At 65.1% G+C, this 17,116-nt stretch carries 17 protein-coding genes and 1 tRNA gene; 8 read left to right on the top strand and 10 right to left on the bottom strand.

The window, feature by feature from the left end; all coding sequences use genetic code 11:
* Window positions 1–54: 54 nt before the first annotated feature.
* Window positions 55–1,134, top strand: a complete 1,080-nt coding sequence (locus tag BB28_RS05650; RefSeq protein WP_046252787.1) for a beta family protein — start codon at window positions 55–57, stop codon at window positions 1,132–1,134.
* On the opposite strand, the gene BB28_RS25780 is transcribed toward BB28_RS05650, so the two are convergent.
* Entirely contained in the window at window positions 1,076–1,699 is a 624-nt protein-coding gene (locus BB28_RS25780; RefSeq protein ID WP_075874236.1) for a sce7726 family protein, read from the bottom strand. The genes BB28_RS05650 and BB28_RS25780 overlap by 59 nt on opposite strands.
* 97 nt (window positions 1,700–1,796) lie before the next feature.
* Window positions 1,797–1,870: transfer RNA gene (locus BB28_RS05645), tRNA-Leu, on the bottom strand.
* Window positions 1,871–2,183: 313 nt separating this feature from the next.
* Here BB28_RS05645 and BB28_RS05640 point away from each other — a divergent pair.
* The 4 genes from BB28_RS05640 to BB28_RS05625 all read left to right on the top strand — a co-directional run bounded on the left by BB28_RS05640 (window position 2,184) and on the right by BB28_RS05625 (window position 6,295).
* Complete coding sequence (locus tag BB28_RS05640; protein ID WP_046252786.1) at window positions 2,184–4,025, top strand: fatty acyl-AMP ligase; 1,842 nt, start codon at window positions 2,184–2,186, stop codon at window positions 4,023–4,025.
* An 85-nt stretch (window positions 4,026–4,110) separates the two neighbouring features.
* Window positions 4,111–4,590, top strand: a complete 480-nt coding sequence (locus tag BB28_RS05635) for a hypothetical protein (protein WP_030094602.1) — start codon at window positions 4,111–4,113, stop codon at window positions 4,588–4,590.
* A gap of 2 nt (window positions 4,591–4,592) precedes the next feature.
* Window positions 4,593–5,111 carry an ImmA/IrrE family metallo-endopeptidase gene (locus BB28_RS05630; RefSeq protein WP_030094601.1) on the top strand — a complete coding sequence of 173 codons (519 nt, stop codon included), beginning with the start codon at window positions 4,593–4,595 and terminating at the stop codon, window positions 5,109–5,111.
* Window positions 5,108–6,295: an MAB_1171c family putative transporter gene (locus BB28_RS05625; RefSeq protein ID WP_046252785.1), complete on the top strand. Its 1,188-nt coding sequence runs from the start codon at window positions 5,108–5,110 to the stop codon at window positions 6,293–6,295. Before BB28_RS05630 ends, BB28_RS05625 begins: the two co-directional genes overlap by 4 nt.
* Here the strand turns inward: BB28_RS05625 and BB28_RS05620 are convergent.
* The 7 genes from BB28_RS05620 to BB28_RS05590 all read right to left on the bottom strand — a co-directional run bounded on the left by BB28_RS05620 (window position 6,222) and on the right by BB28_RS05590 (window position 12,413).
* Entirely contained in the window at window positions 6,222–7,094 is an 873-nt protein-coding gene (locus tag BB28_RS05620; protein WP_081252214.1) for a sulfite exporter TauE/SafE family protein, read from the bottom strand. The two genes, BB28_RS05625 and BB28_RS05620, sit on opposite strands and share 74 nt — an antisense overlap.
* The gene (locus tag BB28_RS05615; RefSeq protein ID WP_052740111.1) at window positions 7,091–7,981 is read right to left on the bottom strand and encodes an alpha/beta fold hydrolase; all 891 of its coding nucleotides are present in this window, start codon (window positions 7,979–7,981) and stop codon (window positions 7,091–7,093) included. Before BB28_RS05615 ends, BB28_RS05620 begins: the two co-directional genes overlap by 4 nt.
* Before the next feature lie 216 nt (window positions 7,982–8,197).
* Window positions 8,198–9,142 carry a Ppx/GppA phosphatase family protein gene (locus tag BB28_RS05610; protein ID WP_109550658.1) on the bottom strand — a complete coding sequence of 315 codons (945 nt, stop codon included), beginning with the start codon at window positions 9,140–9,142 and terminating at the stop codon, window positions 8,198–8,200.
* A gap of 5 nt (window positions 9,143–9,147) precedes the next feature.
* Window positions 9,148–9,627, bottom strand: coding sequence for a DUF501 domain-containing protein (locus BB28_RS05605; RefSeq protein WP_046252783.1), 480 nt, complete (start codon window positions 9,625–9,627; stop codon window positions 9,148–9,150).
* Window positions 9,624–10,154 (bottom strand): FtsB family cell division protein, encoded by a 531-nt coding sequence (locus tag BB28_RS05600; RefSeq protein WP_030094595.1) that lies wholly within the window; start codon window positions 10,152–10,154, stop codon window positions 9,624–9,626. The genes BB28_RS05605 and BB28_RS05600 overlap by 4 nt, the downstream gene beginning before the upstream one ends.
* A 116-nt stretch (window positions 10,155–10,270) precedes the next feature.
* Window positions 10,271–11,563, bottom strand: coding sequence for a phosphopyruvate hydratase (gene eno, locus BB28_RS05595; protein WP_046252782.1), 1,293 nt, complete (start codon window positions 11,561–11,563; stop codon window positions 10,271–10,273).
* Between the two features lie 82 nt (window positions 11,564–11,645).
* A complete protein-coding gene (locus tag BB28_RS05590) occupies window positions 11,646–12,413 on the bottom strand; it encodes a lytic transglycosylase domain-containing protein (RefSeq protein ID WP_046252781.1) in 768 nt (255 codons plus the stop codon).
* Between the two features lie 173 nt (window positions 12,414–12,586).
* Here BB28_RS05590 and efeU point away from each other — a divergent pair, with 173 nt between their 5' ends.
* The 3 genes from efeU to efeB (BB28_RS05575) are packed head-to-tail and all read left to right on the top strand — an operon-like array spanning window position 12,587 to window position 15,889.
* Window positions 12,587–13,486 carry an iron uptake transporter permease EfeU gene (gene efeU, locus BB28_RS05585; protein WP_046252780.1) on the top strand — a complete coding sequence of 300 codons (900 nt, stop codon included), beginning with the start codon at window positions 12,587–12,589 and terminating at the stop codon, window positions 13,484–13,486.
* The gene (gene efeO / locus BB28_RS05580; RefSeq protein ID WP_046252779.1) at window positions 13,483–14,637 is read left to right on the top strand and encodes an iron uptake system protein EfeO; all 1,155 of its coding nucleotides are present in this window, start codon (window positions 13,483–13,485) and stop codon (window positions 14,635–14,637) included. The genes efeU and efeO overlap by 4 nt, the downstream gene beginning before the upstream one ends.
* Window positions 14,576–15,889: an iron uptake transporter deferrochelatase/peroxidase subunit gene (efeB, locus tag BB28_RS05575; protein WP_419894510.1), complete on the top strand. Its 1,314-nt coding sequence runs from the start codon at window positions 14,576–14,578 to the stop codon at window positions 15,887–15,889. The genes efeO and efeB (BB28_RS05575) overlap by 62 nt, the downstream gene beginning before the upstream one ends.
* Here efeB (BB28_RS05575) and efeB (BB28_RS05570) read toward each other — a convergent pair.
* A complete protein-coding gene (gene efeB / locus BB28_RS05570; protein ID WP_081252351.1) occupies window positions 15,886–17,112 on the bottom strand; it encodes an iron uptake transporter deferrochelatase/peroxidase subunit in 1,227 nt (408 codons plus the stop codon). The two genes, efeB (BB28_RS05575) and efeB (BB28_RS05570), sit on opposite strands and share 4 nt — an antisense overlap.
* Between the last annotated feature and the right edge of the window lie 4 nt (window positions 17,113–17,116).

Here is a 17,116-nt window from a genome sequence, read left to right as displayed (position 1 = left end):
ACCCATTGCATCCGGCCTTACGATCTCGTCAGTTTGCCGCTAGGGGGTAGTCCTATGGACATGTTCGGACCAAATCATTACGTGCCTGTGCTTCTCACTAAAGCTGGCGAGCGCGATGCGTTAGCCGAGATCGACGATGCCCGCAAAAGCCAATTTGCACCCCTATTCGTGGTGCACCCTATCGACTGGGATTTCGACCTCGACCAACCGAAGAAAACGGTCGACGAGCACCTAAGCAAGCTGCCCACAGCACTTCTGGCAGCTTGGGGAAAGCACGACGCCTTCGTAGATGTCCTCCATATTGACCAGCAGATCATGGCTGACGGCCGGCACCCACTCGAATGGATTGTGGCCGAAGCGGCCACAATCGGCTTGCCGCTCGTACCCGTCATTTCACCCAGCCGCTCGGAGGGTTGCATAGAGGCCGCGCGAAACCTCCTGACCGCGGGCTCGTGCACCGATTTGTGTTTGCGTTTAGAGGCAGAGCACTGGCCGGTGCCACCGCAAAGCGAAGAAATCGACGCACTGATTGCCGCAATCGGTACGGAAAGATCCGCTGTGCATCTGGTCATCGACCTTCGTGACGACACAGCCGCACCGTCACGATTTGCGCTTACAGCAGCCCTACAATCGCTCATCGCACCGGGGGAATGGAAAACACTGACTGTGACCGCGACGTCCACTCCCAAAGCACCTCCCCCGAACCGGGGGCTCCACGAATACCTACGCCAGGAATGGGTGAACTACCGGGATCTCGTTGTTAACGCACGATATGGAGATCGTCAACCGACCTACGGTGACTACGGTATTGCCCACCCCGACCCATTCGAGGAAATCAATCCCCGATTCCTTCAGATCGCCGCCAAGCTTAAGTACACCTGCGATGAGAAATGGCTTGTCGGCAAGGGTGAACTCTTCAAAGCGACAGGCGGGCGCAGCGCAGGAGGCGAGGCCATTCGTGCTGTCGCGCGGGCAATCTCAGTTCACAACGAGTTCACGACAGGCCATTGTGGAAGCGAAGATTGGATTCTCGCCGCCGCTTCCGACGGCCCCGTCGGCAACCCCCAGACGTGGGTCAAAGTCGGCACACGGCATCATTTGCTGCGAGTGCTCGACCAGATTGAATCGAGCTAGAGTCAACCCGCCACCGCCGACGCGCTTTTAACTGCTCACGGACTACCAATCGGAGATCGTCAACTACCGTGACATCCGCTAGACGCTGCCAGAGAAGGTTTCGAGGCTTACTTCGGAAACCCTTTGCTGCACTGAGGGATTCAAGAGCAGCGAGCGCCTCCTCCCGCCACAACAACTGAGCTAGTGCGTATCCATCGATACAGGGGTTCAGCTCCGATGTGGAGAGCACCTCCAGAGCAACACTCTCGCCGTCCCATCTCGCCGCGATGCAGCCCCACCAGGGGGGAAGCATCGCGACCGCGCGGTCCAGATGACACTCCGCTACGACGATCGTGCAGTAGTCGAGTACCCGTGAATAGACCTCAATCTGCGTTGGGAGACGCCGAAGCGTGTCCGCTGCACTTTTCAGCTCAAAGCCCGACAAGGCAGCATTAACAACCGCGACATCCACCCGAACCTCGCCACACAAGCCAAGTTCATCTACAAACAATGTTGAGTCCAGGTCGTCGGCATGCTCCTTAATGAGGAGTGAATGCAGCGCGGAGCGCACGTCACTGTCCCGCATGTTGGCCACGGTAGACCTCACTCAAGTCGAACGACTCAATAGGTCCTGGTAATCCAGGTTGCGAACTGATTCCGATTCGGCGACAGCGGCAGCACCGTGCCCCCAGTCGGACTCGAACCGACACTTGGCGGATTTTAAGTCCGCTGCCTCTGCCAATTGGGCTATGGGGGCCTTGCAGGTCAGCCCTAGTTCTACCCGGCGTATCCCCATGCGCCAACTTCCGGTCCCCACCCCCGCTGACCTACGACGAAGATCACACCCCCGCGCGACACACCCTGGCGTCACATTGAAACTCTCCGATAGATAGTGATACCCCTTGTACAACACCAGGATTCGAACGGACTCTGGTGTGATTCGTCACCAGACCGTGCGAACGCCGACATTGAAAGTTGCCGCCCGCTCCTCGCCCGACGGGTCACCTGCGAACCAAGAGATTCCTTAGTTAGCGCAGGTAGTGTTTTTCATCGTGAGTCGGGAGTTGGATATGTCAGATGCAGTGGCGGTTCGCCAGAGTGGAATTGAGGATTATCTCGACGCCCAGGGCTCGATCGACCTTCCTCCCGGCACCACCCTGCTCTCCAACTTCGCACACAACATCGCCGAATTCGGCGCCACCGCCGCCTACCGCTACCTGGACTTCACCCGCGACGATGACGGTGTCGCACTCGAACTGAGCTGGCTGGAGCTGGACACCCGGATGCGCGCCATCGGCGCCCGCCTGCAACAGGTCACCCAGCCGGGTGATCGCGTGGCGATCCTGGCGCCGCAGGGCCTCGATTACGTCATCGGCTTCTTCGCCGCCATCCAGGCCGGAAACATCGCGGTGCCCCTCTTCGCCCCCGAACTGCCCGGCCACACCGAACGCCTCGACGCAGTGCTCTCCGATGCCACTCCGTCGGTCATCCTGACCACCGACAGTGCCGCCGAATCGGTGAACGCGTTCTTGCGCAAGCTTCCTCGTCAGCGGCGCCCGCGTGTTATCGCCATCGACGCGGTGCCGGACTCGGTCGGCGCGACATTCGTACCCGCTGAACTCGATTCCGAGGACCTCGCCTACCTGCAGTACACCTCGGGTTCCACCCGTACCCCGGCCGGTGTCGAGATCACCCATCGCGCGGCCTGTACGAACGTGCTGCAGATGATCCTGGCCGGCGGCCTGGACACCAACATCCGCAGCGTGAGCTGGCTGCCGCTGTATCACGACATGGGCCTGATCATGATCCTGTTTCCCCCGCTGTGCGGCGGCCACATCACCTTGATGTCGCCATTGGCCTTCGTGCGGCGCCCCCGGCGCTGGGTCAAACAACTGGCCACCGAATCCGCGTTCGGGCGGGTATTCGCCGCCGCCCCCAACTTCGCCTTCGAACTCGCCGCCCAGCGTGGCCGCCCACCGGCCGGCGAGACCTGGGATCTGAGCAATGTCGCGGGTCTGCTCAACGGATCTGAGCCGGTGACCATCTCCGCGATCGAGAAGTTCACCGAGGCCTTCGCTCCCTACGGATTCCCGGCCACCGCGATCAAACCGTCGTACGGCATGGCCGAAGCAACGCTGTCCGTGGCCACCATCGCCACCGACGCGCGCCCCAGCGTCATCTACCTGGACCGCGACCAGCTCGCCGAAGACCGCGCCGTACCCGTCTCACCGGATGCACCCATGGCGGTCCCGCACGTCTCCTGCGGTCAGGTGATCTCCAGCCAATGGCTGACCATCGTCGACCCGCGCACCGGAAACGAACTCCCCGAAGGGGAAATCGGCGAGATCTGGCTGCACGGCGACAACATCGGCCGCGGCTACTGGGGCCGCACCAAGGAAACGCAAGACACCTTCGGCAACACACTGAAGTCGCGACTCACCCAGCGCAGTCACGCAACCGGAACCGCCGCCGAGGCCCGCTGGCTGCGCACCGGCGACCTCGGGGTGTACCTGAACGACAACCTCTACGTCACCGGCCGCATCAAGGACCTCATCATCATCGACGGGCGCAACCACTACCCACAGGACATCGAGGCCACCGCCTCGGAGGCCTCGTCCGCGGTGCGCTCCGGCTATGTCGCGGCGTTCTCCGTCGCGGCCAATCAGCTCGCCGAGGCCGCCATCGCTGACACCAGCGAGCGCCTGGTCATCGTCGCCGAACGCGCGCCCGGATCGGGACGGGCCGAACACGCTCCCGTCGTCGAGGCAATCCGTGCCGCCATCTCACGCCAGCACAATCTGCCCGTGGCCGACGTCCGGCTGGTCGCGGCGGGAGCGATACCCCGCACCACCAGCGGAAAGCTCGCCCGCGGCGCGTGCCGCGCGGAATACCTCACCGACACCTACCGCTAAAACTGGCCTCAACTGTGCGTTGAATCACACTGGGAGTCCGCCCCCTCACGTTGAGAGCGTGCGGCATCGGTGTTTGACTTAGTAGATGGCCACTACGAGCCCGCCGCAGGTGTCCCTTCAGGACGCCAAAGCCGCCGACGCGAACCTCGCTGATCGCATCAATGCGCTCTTCCAGTCGCATCGTCGTCCCGACGGCCGGATGTGGACCAATGATGAGGTCGCCAACGGCATCAAGAAGGCTCACCCCGGCATCAAAGTCGGCGGTGCCTACCTCTCGGCGCTGCGCACCGGTAAGCGCGCCCGTCCCGCCATCGACCTGCTCGGCGCACTGGCCGACTTCTTCCGCGTTCCGCTCTCGGTGCTCACCGATCCCGAGCGCACCTACTCGCTCGATGAGCGTCTCGGTGCGCTGGATGAAACCACGCGGGACGAGGTGGAGCTGATCGCGTTACGTGCGATCGGCCTGAACAAGCAGAGCCTGGAAACAGTCGCCGCCGTGCTCGATCACGTGCGCGCGCTGCAGGGCCTGCCGACGGTGGACAACTCGGTCAGCAACGGGCAGTAATCATGCCGAAGATGCGTTGTGTCACAACCGATCTACGGTCCACTCGCGAACTTCAGGCTATCCACAAGCAGTGCACCCGCAAGCTGGCGGACCTGGGTCTGGACACACTCACGACCGTCGAGGACATCCGCGCCCGCGCCAGTGAACTCAGCGAGCGCGACATCCAGCTGGTGCCCTACGCGCTCTCCGGCAGCGGCGTGCACGGCCTACTGGTCCGCACCGATGCCACCGACTACGTGGTGTACGACAGCGACACCACCACCATGCATCGCGAGCACATCATCCTGCACGAGCTGAGCCATGTGATGTGTGGACACACCAGTTCAAGCAAGCGTGAACTGGCCGAAGTCCTGTGTCGCGAGACCTATCTCGACGACCAGGAGGTCGAGGCAGAAATGCTCGCCTCCATGATGGGGCAGCGCGTCAGTCCCGACAGCCACCGCCCCATTCCCGTCACGAACGCCAACCTGCGGCGCATCCTGGCATCACTCGTGCTGGAAGGCTCACCGGCGGCACCGTGACCTCAGTTTTTGAAGACTCCGCCGCGGCGTATTCGATAGCGGCCGTCTTCAGCTTTGGCGCCGTGGTTGTGGTTGCCGCCGCGATGCTGCGTTCCCGGGTCCGTCCACCCGCCTCGGTGGCACTGTTGTTGTCATTCCTCTTCAAGGGCATTGCCGTCACGTTGGCGACTCCACCGCTCTACGAGAAGTTCGACAACTTGGTCGGCGTGCACAACATGGGCCGGCTCGTCTTGAACCTCTCGGGCGGCATGGCGTGGACCGCATGCGTTCTCACCGTCATCACCTTCTGGGGTGAATCCGGTCCCCGTGCCGTGCAGCGCGCACGGCTCTGGGTCGGCATGGCAGTAGCCATCGGCGCCGCGCTGGTTCTCTGCTGGTTTGTGGCACCGACTTCCGAACTGCCACAGGACTTCTACGCCTCGCACGGCAACAAGCCCGCCTGGGTGCTCTACATGCTGATCTATCTGATCACCTACGGCCTGGGCGCCCTCCTGATCACCGTCAAATGCCTGCAGTACGCCCGTTTTCACGATGTGGCGTGGCTGCGACGCAGCATGCTGCTCACCGCGGCCGGAGCCGCCATGTGCCTGTTGTTCTGCATCATGCGGGCACACTCGGCCATCTACGGCATGATCACCAACGACAGCTACTCCTGGCAGCGTCTGGCCCCTCTGGCCGCCACCATCGGGCAGATCCTCATCGTGGTAGGCCTTGCCGGACCGTCCTTCTCACAGCTGGTCACGTCCGCACGCCAACGCATCCAGGCCTACCGGCAGCACCGTCAACTCGAGCCGCTGTGGACCGCGCTGTATGAGGGCAACGCCCAGATCGCACTGGCACCACCGCAGGCCGCCATCGGCGATCACAATTACCGGCTCTACCGCAGAATCGTCGAGATCCGCGATGGCCTGAGCGCCATCCGCCCCTACCTCACCGAAGACGCGTCCACCACATCCGCGGCGCGCCAAATTCATTCGGCCATCGAACAACAGCGCACCGCACCGCAGCACGACAAGACCTCCGGCACCAAGATCATCGGCGAACGTACGGGTGCCAACCGCAAGGAAGAACTGAACTGGCTCCTGGACGTCGCCCGGGAGCTGCAGAAGATCAACCGCCAACACACGCCTGCGACGCCGGCACCGGACTTGGTTTCTTCGTCGTCCGGGCAGACGAGCTCGTAAACACCCGCACGATCTCGCGGATGGCGATGAACACCAGATAGGACCCAAACACCAGCGCCAGCCAGCGCGCGTTCAGGGCGAGCGCCAGCAGCGCCCCGATGACGGTGCCCGGCAACGCGAATGCTGCCAACCGGAAACCAATCGGAGCATCAGCGGTGCCCTGACGCAGATGTGTAGTCGCCGCGACCAGCGCGTTGGGCAGCATCACCATCAACGAAGTGCCCTCTGCCACGTGCAGATCCGAACCAAACAGCACCAGCATCGCCGGAACCGTCAGCAGCCCACCGCCAAGACCCAGTGCAGCCGACCACGCACCGACCACGAAACCGACCACGGCACCGATAGCGATGACCGATGGCACATGGGCGAGCACAGCATCGGGAAGCAACGCCTCACCCGCCGAAGGGTCGATGCCTGCGGCGCTGAGCAGCAGCTTGAGCGCGGTGGCCAGCAGCACAAAAACGAACAGCGCCTTGAGGATCCACTCGGGAATGCGGGCCACCAGCTTGGCCCCCACCACCGCACCGATCACGCCGCCCGCCATCAGCCCGGCGCCCGCCACCACGTCCACCTTCGCCCCGTGCAGCGCGTAGACGGTGCTGCCCGCGATCGCGGCAGAGACGTTCGGCAGGGTCGAGGTGCCGTGAATGACGGCCCGGCTCAACGTGGTCGCCCGAGCCAGCGAGGGCACGGTGATCACCCCGGTGCCACCGCCCAGCAGCCCGCCCGACATACCGCCGAGCACCCCGATGCGGGCAAGCGTCGCCAGTCTCGGACGCGGCCCAGGATCTCCGGTCACCCGGCCACCCGCAGCTTCTCGATATCGGAGAACTCGGACAGCCGGAAGAACGCCTCGGCGCGATCCAGGATGCGCTCACGCATCGTCACCGTCTGCCCGTGGTTGCAGCCGGCCAGCAGGGCGAAGTAGGCACGCGGCATCCGGACCGCAGCCTCCCGCGACTCGGCCAGCCGCATGGGGTCTTCGGACCCGGCGAAAAACAGTGTGGGCGTCTCGATTTGAAGCAGGACATCTTCGGCGACACCCGGCTCGGCATCCCACTGCCGCAGCAGCGCTGCCAGGCCGCGCTGGCCCAGGGCCTCGATGGTCGCCCGGAATCCCGAGCCCATCTGCTGGCCGCGGTGTGCCTCCCAGCCGTCGACGAAGGCCTCCAGACCGGACTCCTCCACCACGCGAACGGCGTTGGGGAAGATCAGCACGTCCACCGCGCCACGCTGCGGCCGGTGCGAAGACCCCGCCACCACCAGTGAGGTGAGCCGCTCGGGCGCGGTGGCCGCCAGCGTCAGGCCGATCCGTCCGCCCAGCGAGTAGCCGATGTAGTGCGTCCGGTGGATGCCTAGGTGATCCATGACCGCGCAGACATCCCGCGCCGACGAGGCGATGGCGTATCCGCCGGGATGATCGGGCTTCTCGCTGGCGCCGTGCCCACGCACGTCGATGGTGGTCACCCGGTACTGCTGAGACAGCTGCGCGATGTAGCCGTGCTTGGACCACACGGCCGAGTTCTGCAGGCTGCCGTGCACCAACACCACATCGGCGACACCGGGCCGCGCGCGCCCATACGTCCGGTACGCGACCGCGGCACCGTCCGGGTCGGGCCGTCGCACGAAACCTGTTTCCGAAACCCCAATTTCGCGTACTTCGGCCTTCGACATCAATCCGGACATGGGATATCCAAACCTTCCGCACCTAATCAAACGTTGCTGATCCGGGCTCCGCGCGACGCTGCGCTTTCTCAACTGACCGTTCATGGAACTTCAACTGTCCGTTATCGGTCTGTGTTGATATATCAACTGTCAGTTGATTTGATCAACTTGTCAACTGGAGCAGGGGGTACATTGTCAACTGTTACGCAGGTCACACGGTTACGTGTTAAGGCCTGGTTACCTGCGTAAGGACATTGCGATGCCATCGAGGATGTCGTGCTCGCTGACCACCAGCTCGGTGATGCCGGCGCGGGCAGAAAACTCGCGCGCCAGTTCCTGCACGACGATCGATCCACCACCGATGACATCGACGCGTCCCTCATGCATCGGCCCCAGGGCGGCGCGCTGCGCGCGCGGCATCGCGATCAACTCGGACGTCACCTCGGACAAACGCTCCAGCGGCACCCGCGACAGGTGAATCGCGGCGGGATCGTAGGCATCCAGCCGGTGCGCCAGCGCCGCCAGCGTGGTGAAGGTGCCCGCCACCCCCACCCAGGTTCGCGCATCCTGGACCGGCACCACCTCGAAGGTCCGCGCCAGCTGCGCGCGCACCGCGTCGCGTGCTGCCTCGATCTCATCGTCGGTGGGGGGATCCGAGTGCAGGCACCGCTCGGTGAGCCGTACGCATCCGATATCGGCCGAGAAGCTGGCCCTCACCCCATCGGCATCGCCAATCACCGTCTCGGTCGATCCTCCGCCGAGATCCACCACGACATAGGGTCCGGCCGCCGAATCCAACTCGCCTACCGCGCCGGCAAATGACAGCCCGGCCTCCTCGGTGCCCGTGATCACCTCCGCCACCGCCCCCGGAACGACGGATCCGAGCAACTCAGCGGTCATCGCAAAGAATGCCTCGCGGTTCGTGACGTCACGCGCGGCCGAGGTGGCCACCATGCGCACACGCTGTACCCCAAGGGAGCTCATCAATTCCGTGTACGCCTTGAGCGCCACCCGGGTGCGCGCGATGGCCTCCGGCGCGAACTCCCCCGTCGCGTCCACGCCCTGTCCCAGCCGCACAATCCGCATTTCGCGGTGTACATCGGTCAGCCGTCCGGCGTCGTCGACATCCGAGACCAGCAGGCGGATCGAGTTGGTGCCGCAATCCACGGCGCCAACCCGCAGGGCCGTCACCAGACCTCCGGCAGCACACCCGGCATGGTGCCCAGCAGCTCTCGAATCGCCTCATCCCCCAGGGGATTGACTCCGGGCCCCACGGCAAGTGAATGTCCGATCAGCACATGCAGACACTTCACCCTGTCGGGCATTCCGCCCGCGGTCACCGTGGTGCCGAGCGGCTCGATGGCGTCACGCTCGGCGAGGTAGCTCTCGTGGGCGCGCTGATACGCGGCGGCCAGCTCCTCATCGGAGGCAAGGCGATCGGTCATATCACGCATCAGCCCGCCGGACTCCAGACGGCTCGCCGCGGCCGTGAGAGCCGGGTGCGTCAGGTAATACAGGGTGGGAAACGGTGTGCCGTCGGGTAGCCGCGGAGCGGTCTTGACGACGGCGGGCTCACCGTTGGGACAACGGTAGGAGACCTCCAGCATGCCTCGCGGTGCGCGACCCAATTGCCTTGTGACCGCGGCGATATCGTCGTCGGAGATCACGGGATCGGCGCCGGGGCGGTCGGTATGGCCGTGGGCGAGTCGGCGATGTTGTGCCACAGGTTGGTGTACCACGGGTTGCCGTTGTCCACGGGCCCCTGGCTCTGCGGCTTGGCATCGACGGGGGTGTTCGGCAACTGCACCTGGAACGGCACCTCACCCGGCATCACGAACCCCAGCCGCTCGCGTGCCTGGGCGGCGATATAGGCCGGGTCCGCCAGCCGGCGCTTCTTGTCCTCGAGCCCGGCGATCTGGTCGCGCAGCTGAGCTTCCGCCGCCGCAAGCTGATTCCGTTCGGCCTGTTGCGAGAAGTAGGTGCGAACCGGACCGGCCACGGTCAGGGTCAGCGCACACACCACGGCGGCAAGAACAGCGGCCCGGCGTGCGGTGGACCCCAGGCGCTGCTCGGACTGATGCTCGGCACTGCGTTCGATCGACGCGGCCACCGCACCGGTAGCTCCGCCGGTCTTGGCCGCCTTGGCAGGAGCCGCCGGACCGCTGCGGGCGGGGCCTCGGACGACCTTCTGCACCGGCCGCTTGACCGGTGTCCGTTTACGGGCAGCCGGAGCCGGACCCCGCGACCTACCGGACGCGGGGCGGCGCTTGGAATCAGCCATAGCTCGGCCTCAGCCCGTCGGCTTGTCCGCTAGTCGGACGTCTCGATCGAGAACCGCGGGAAGGCAAGGTCGCCCGCGAAACGGGCAGCGTCCCCAAGTGTTTCCTCGATACGCAGCAGCTGGTTGTACTTGGCCACCCGCTCGCTACGCGCCGGGGCGCCGGTCTTGATCTGACCGCTGCCCACCGCGACCGCCAGGTCCGCGATGGTGGTGTCCTCGGTCTCGCCACTGCGGTGGCTCATCATCGTCTTGTAGCCGCTGCTGTGCGCCAGTGTCACCGCATCCAGCGTCTCGGTGAGGGTGCCGATCTGGTTCACCTTGACCAGCAGGGCATTGGCGGCGCCCCGCTCGATGCCCTCTTCCAGGCGCTCGGGGTTAGTGACGAACAGGTCGTCGCCGACCAGCTGCACCCGGTCACCGATCGCGGTGGTCAGTGCCACCCATCCGTCCCAGTCGTCCTCGGACAGCGGGTCCTCGATGGACACCAGCGGGTAGGCGTCGAGCAGCTCGGCGTAGAAGGCGCCCATCTGCTCGGCCGTGCGCTTCTCCTTCTCGAAGCTGTAACCGTCTGCGGCGCTGTAGAACTCGGTGGCCGCGACATCCAGCGCCAGCGCCACATCCGAGCCCAGCTTGAGGCCCGTCGCCTCGATCGCGGTGCTGATCAGATCCAGCGCGGCCCGGGTTCCGGCGACGTCGGGGGCGAACCCGCCCTCGTCACCCAGTCCGGTGGACAGGCCCTGCTTCTTGAGCACGGACTTCAGCGAGTGGTACACCTCGGTGCCCCAGCGCAGTGATTCCTTGAAGCTCGGGGCACCGATGGGCGCCACCATGAACTCCTGGACATCGACCCCGGTGTCGGCGTGCGCGCCGCCGTTGAGGATGTTCATCATCGGCACCGGCAGGATGTGCGCGTTCGGGCCACCCAGGTACCGGAACAGTGCCAGCCCGGCCGAGTCGGCGGCAGCCTTCGCCACCGCCAGCGAGACGCCCAGGATGGCGTTGGCGCCGAGGCGCGACTTGTCCGGGGTGCCGTCCAGATCGAGCAGGGCCTGATCGATGAGGCGCTGATCATCGGCGCTCTCACCGATGATGGCCGGGGCGATCTCGTCGAGCACGGCGTTCACGGCCTTGGTGACGCCCTTGCCGCCGTAACGTGCATCGCCGTCGCGCAGCTCAACGGCCTCATGCTCACCGGTGGAGGCACCCGAGGGGACCGCCGCCCGTGCGAACGTGCCATCGGTCAAGGCGACCTCGACCTCGACGGTCGGATTGCCGCGTGAATCGAGGATCTCGCGGGCGCCTACCTGCTCAAGAATCGGCACTGTCTCTCCTTAGGGGTGCTGCGGTTCCGACGTCGTATGTTGATGAGCCACTCGGGCGAAGAACATCGGGTACAGACTAGTGCTACAGCGACCCGCCCTTGGCGTAGGCCGTGGCCCAATCCCGTACCTGCTCGGCGTACACGTCCGACATGTTGTACGCCCACAGCGCCTTGATCCAGCCCTCGGTGGTGCTCAGGTCGCCACCACGCGAGCACAGGTACCCCGCCGCCGACAGCGCCGCGTCGTCGATGTTGTCGGGACTGGGGTCGCCCTCACCTGCGGCGCGGACGCCGTAGATGCGCCAGGTCTCGGGGATGAACTGCATGGGTCCCATCGCCCGGTCCTGGTTCGCGTCACCGTCCAGCACGCCCTTGTCGGTGTCCGGAAGCCGCAGGTTTCCGTTGGATCCATCCAGGCGCACCCCACGGATCGGGGGCAGTGCGTCGCCGTTGGGGTGCAGCTCGGCACCGTGGTAGGTGCCGTTGTGGCTCTCGACAGTGCCAATTCCGGCCAGCGTCGTCCACGCGATCTTGCACCGCGGATTCTCACGCTCGGCAACCTTGGCCGCGTATGCGTACGCCTCCAGGGCGATGACGGGGATTCCCGTCTTCTGGGCACGCGGGGTGGACCAGTCACGGAGCTGGTCAGCGGGACGGCCATGAATCTGCGCGGGCGGCGTCTCGATATCGGGCACCGGATCTCCGGCAGGCGGCGGCACCCCCTGCGGTAGCGGGGTACGCCCACCCAACTGCCAGGAACAGCCCGCTGCCAGCAGAAACGTCGAAATGGAGACGACGAGCACGATCCGCACTAAGCGCGCCGACAGGGAGCGCACGGCGAGGGACGACACGACGGAACTCCTAGACGGTGCGATGGATTGCTCTCCATCGTCGCATGAGCTGGACACACACGGATGCAGCCGACGCTCTGCCATCGCTTCCACAGGACCTATTCAGGTAAGGTCAGCCGCACCTTGGCAAGCGTTGGCTAGCCAAAGTCACATGAAGGAAAAGGACCCTGGACATGGGCAGTATCGGCGTCCTAGCCGACGGGCCGACTCACTTCTCGCAATACTTCAGCAGCGGCCTCATCGGACTGCGCGAGGGCCTCGAATGCGGGATCGTCGTGATGATCCTGGTGGCGTTCCTGGTCAAGTCGAACCGACGCGACGCGCTGCGCTGGGTGTGGCTAGGTGTCGCCGGCGCCATCGCGATGACCCTGCTCGTCTTCCTGACGATCCACTTCGGCAGTAACACCATCAGCGACCTGGGCGCCGAAGCGATCGCCGGGGTGGCCTCGCTGGTCGCGGTGGCGATCGTGACCACCATGGTGCTGTGGATGCGCACCGCCGCCGCCAGCATCGCCGGCGAGCTGCGTCAGGGTATGGCCCAGGCATTGGAAGCCGGCTCGCTGGCGGTCCTGACCGTAGCGTTCCTGTCCGTCGGGCGTGAGGGCGTCGAGACGGCCCTGTTCATGGTCGGGTACGCCAAGGCCGAAACCGCCTGGCCCCTGGCCGGACTCGTCACCGGAGTCGCGGCCGCGGCCGCGCTGTCCTATGGCATGTACCGCGGCGCGGTCAAGATCAACTTGAGCAAGTTCTTCAAATACACCGGCGCCTTCCTGGTCGTGGTGGCCGCCGGCATCCTGTCCTATGGCATCGGCGCCCTCCAGACCGTCGGATGGCTGCCCGGACTGTCGCACAAGGCCTTTGACATCACCGGCTGGTTCGACTGGAGCGCCTGGTACGGCGAGCTGCTGCGCGGCATCTTCAACGTGACACCGACCCCGACGGTGCTGCAACTGGCGGGCTGGATCACCTACCTGGTGATCGTGCTCGGACTCTTCCTACGTCCGGTGGCCACTCAGCCCAAGGCGCCCACCACCGACACCACAGAAGCCCAACCCGAGAGGACCGCTGGATGAAACCATCACTCGCCTACGTAGCCGCCGCGCTTGCGATGGCCACCGGTACGACCTTGGCGGCCTGCACCCCCAAGGAGCCTGCCGAGAGCGGTGCCGCCGGTGCCGGCCAGGAGATCACCGTGACCGCCACCGACACCAGCTGTGAGGTGTCCAAGACCGAGGCCACCACGGGCCCAGTCACTTTCAAGGTGACCAACAACGGGTCGAAGGTCACCGAGTTCTACGTCTACGACAAGGGCGACCGCGCGCTCGGTGAGGTCGAGAACATCGGCTCGGGCATCAACCGCAAGCTCATCGTGCAGTTCACCGAGCCCGGCACCTACCAGACCGCCTGCAAGCCCGGCATGATCGGTGACGGCATTCGCGGCGACTTCACGATCACCGGAGCCGCGGTGAAGCTCGACGCCGAGGGCAAGTTCAAGGACGCCACGGACCGCTACCGGGGTTACGTGATCAGCCAGGTGGACGCCCTCAGTGAATCCGCCGGCAAGTTCGTCGAGGCGGTCAAGGCCAAGGACATTGCCTCCGCCAAGGCCCAGTACCCGACCAGCCGCGTGTACTACGAGCGGATCGAGCCGGTGGCCGAAGCCTTCCCCAACGACCTGGACCCGCGAATCGACTTGCGCGAGGCCGACCTTCAGCCCGGCGAGAAGTGGACCGGCTACCACCGCCTGGAGAAGGACCTGTGGGTGACCGGCCTGCAGCCCGATACCGACGCCATCGCCGATCAGCTGCTCAAGGACATCAAGGAGCTCTCGGACGGCGTGCGCGCCAAGGACTTCGACATCAACACCACCAAGATCGCCGGCGGAGCGCAGACGCTGCTCGACGAGGTGGCCAGGACGAAGATCTCCGGCGAGGAAGAGGCCTTCAGCCACACCGATCTGTGGGACTTCCAGGCCAACGTGGACGGCTCGCAGAACGCGGTCGCTACCGTGCGCCCCATCCTCGATGAGCGCAAACCCGAACTAGGACAGGCGATCGACAAGCGGTTCAAGGAAGTCGACACCCTGCTGGGCAAGTACCGCAAGGGTGACGGATTCGTCTTCTACGACACGGTGACCCAGGATCAGCGCATCGAGCTTGCACATGCCATCGACGCGTTGTCCAAGGAGGTCAGCGAGGTGCAGGGTGTCATCGCCGGACGGTAACGGCTTCAACCGCCGCAAGCTGCTGGGCGCGGCGGGAGTTACCGCCGCCGTGGCCGGCGCTGCGGGAGCCGGAGTGCTGGGCGGCCGCGCGAGCGCGGCAAGCGTCGGACCGGACAACGTCAAGGTCCCGTTCCGCGGCGAACACCAGGCCGGGATCACCACCCCGGCGCAGGACCGGATGCATTTTTGCGCCTTCGACGTGATGCCCAACGCCACCCGCGGCGAGGTGCAGGCCATGCTGCGTCAGTGGACCGAGATGGCCGAGCGGATGTCCCAGGGCGAGGAGACCACACCGGGCGGTGCGATCGACGGCAATCCCTATGCCCCGCCGACCGATACAGGCGAGGCATTGGACCTGGCCGCCTCCGCACTGACCCTGACGATCGGCTTCGGCCCTTCGTTCTTCCGCAAGGACGGAGTGGACCGGTTCGGCATCGCCGACAAGCTACCGGCGCCACTGCAGGAACTGCCGAAGTTCCGCAACGAGAAGCTGGACCCTGCCCGCTGCGGCGGCGACATCTGCATTCAGGCCTGCGCCGACGACCCGCAAGTCGCGGTGCATGCCATTCGCAACCTGGCCCGGGTGGGCTTCGGAACCGTCGCGGTGAAGTGGTCGCAGCTGGGATTCGGCCGCACCTCCTCGACCAGCCGGTCGCAGGTGACACCGCGAAACCTGTTCGGGTTCAAGGACGGCACCCGCAACATCAAGGCCGAAGACACCGGGAAGGTCAACACCAGCGTCTGGGTGGCCAAGGGCGACAACCCCGAATGGATGACCGGCGGCACCTACCTGGTGGCGCGGCGCATCCGGATGCTGATCGAGAGCTGGGACCGCACCGTACTCAACGAGCAGGAACGAGTCATCGGGCGCGCCAAGGGATCGGGTGCGCCGATCGGCCAGAGCGACGAGTTCGCGGCCATCGACTTCACCGGCAAGAAATCCGATGGGGAACCGCTGCTGGATGTGGACGCGCACGTGCGACTGGCCTCCGCCGAAGAACTGGGCGGTATCGAGATCCTGCGCCGCGGTTACAACTTCACCGATGGGTCGGACGGGTTCGGGCATTTGGACGCGGGGCTGTTCTTCATCGCCTTCGTGCGCAATCCGCAATCGCAGTTCATCCCGATGCAGCGCAAGCTGGCCACCGAGGACGCCCTCAACGAATACATCCTGCACACCGGTTCGGCGATCTTCGCCTGTCCACCGGGCCTGGGCCCCAAGGAGTATTGGGGTCAGTCGCTCTTCGGCTAGCTGAGCAAGGTCCTGCCGTACCAGTCGTTCTCGTCGACGACGCCCGGCAGCGCGAAGAAGTATCCGCCCCCGAACGGCTGCACATAGTCGACGAGGGGCTCGTCGTTCAACCGGTTCTGCACGGTTTCGAACTGGCGCTCGAGGTCCTGCTGGAAACAGACGAAGACATGTCCCGACTGCATGTTCCCGTTCGGTTCCACGCCCAGGTCGTAGTTGTAGGAACGCCGGACCAGCCGCTGGTTGTCAGTTTCGGCGGTGCGCGGGTTGGCCAGCCGGATATGCGCATCCAGGGGAATGGTCTGACCTTCGGGGTCAGTTGTGTAGTTGGGGTTATCGAACTCGTTGTTCCCGTCCAACGGGGCGCCGCTGTCGCGACGTCGACCGAACATCCGCTCCTGCTCGTTGATGGAAACCCGATCCCAGAACTCGACGAGCATCCGGATGAGGCGTACCACCATGTAGGTGCCGTCTGCGGTCCACGCGGGTTCGCCATCGCCCACCCAGATCAGCTTTTCGGCATCGTTTGACACCGGGTTGGCGGTGCCATCCTTGAACCCCAAAAGGTTTCGGCCCGTTCCGGACGGGCGCGGGGGCGAGTTGTACCCCTCGATCCGCCAGCGCATCTGCAGATCGCCCCGCACCGCGCGGGTGATATCGCGCAGTGCGTGATGCACGGTATCCGGATTGTGGGCGCACAGCTGAACCAGCAGATCACCGCGTGTCCACGCCGCATCGGGAAAGTCGTTGGGAAATACCGTCATTGGTTTGAGCTTGGCGGGCTTGCGGTCGGTCAGCCCGAATCGGCTATCGAACAGGCTGGACCCGACCGCCACTGTGACGGTGAGGCCGTCGGCCTCGACCACGGGCCCAACCACCTCGCTATCCGCCGGCGGTTGCCCGACCCCCAGCTCGGGCGGGGTGCCGCCGGTACAGAGGAACCGCGCCCGCTCGGTCAACTTCTTGAAGGCCCCAGCCAGCGCATCCCTGTTCTTGGACGTCACATCGAATGCCACGTGGCAGGCGAAGTTCTGCTTCTCTGCGGGCACCGGGGTGAGGATTCCCGACTGCTTGGCCCCGTGGAATGGGTACCGATTCGGGGGCGCGGCCACTGCCGCCGCGTTCGCGTCAACCTCGGCACCGTGCGCCAGCACCGCACCCGTGACGGCCGTGCCTGCGGCCCCGATGGCCGCGCCGCGGAGGAAGTTCCTGCGGTTGACATCCATATTG

Source organism: Mycobacteroides chelonae CCUG 47445, assembly GCF_001632805.1.
In the GTDB taxonomy this organism is placed as follows: domain Bacteria; phylum Actinomycetota; class Actinomycetes; order Mycobacteriales; family Mycobacteriaceae; genus Mycobacterium; species Mycobacterium chelonae.
The sequence above is the reverse complement of the archived record's forward strand: the minus strand, read 5'-3'. Positions and strand labels throughout refer to the sequence as shown.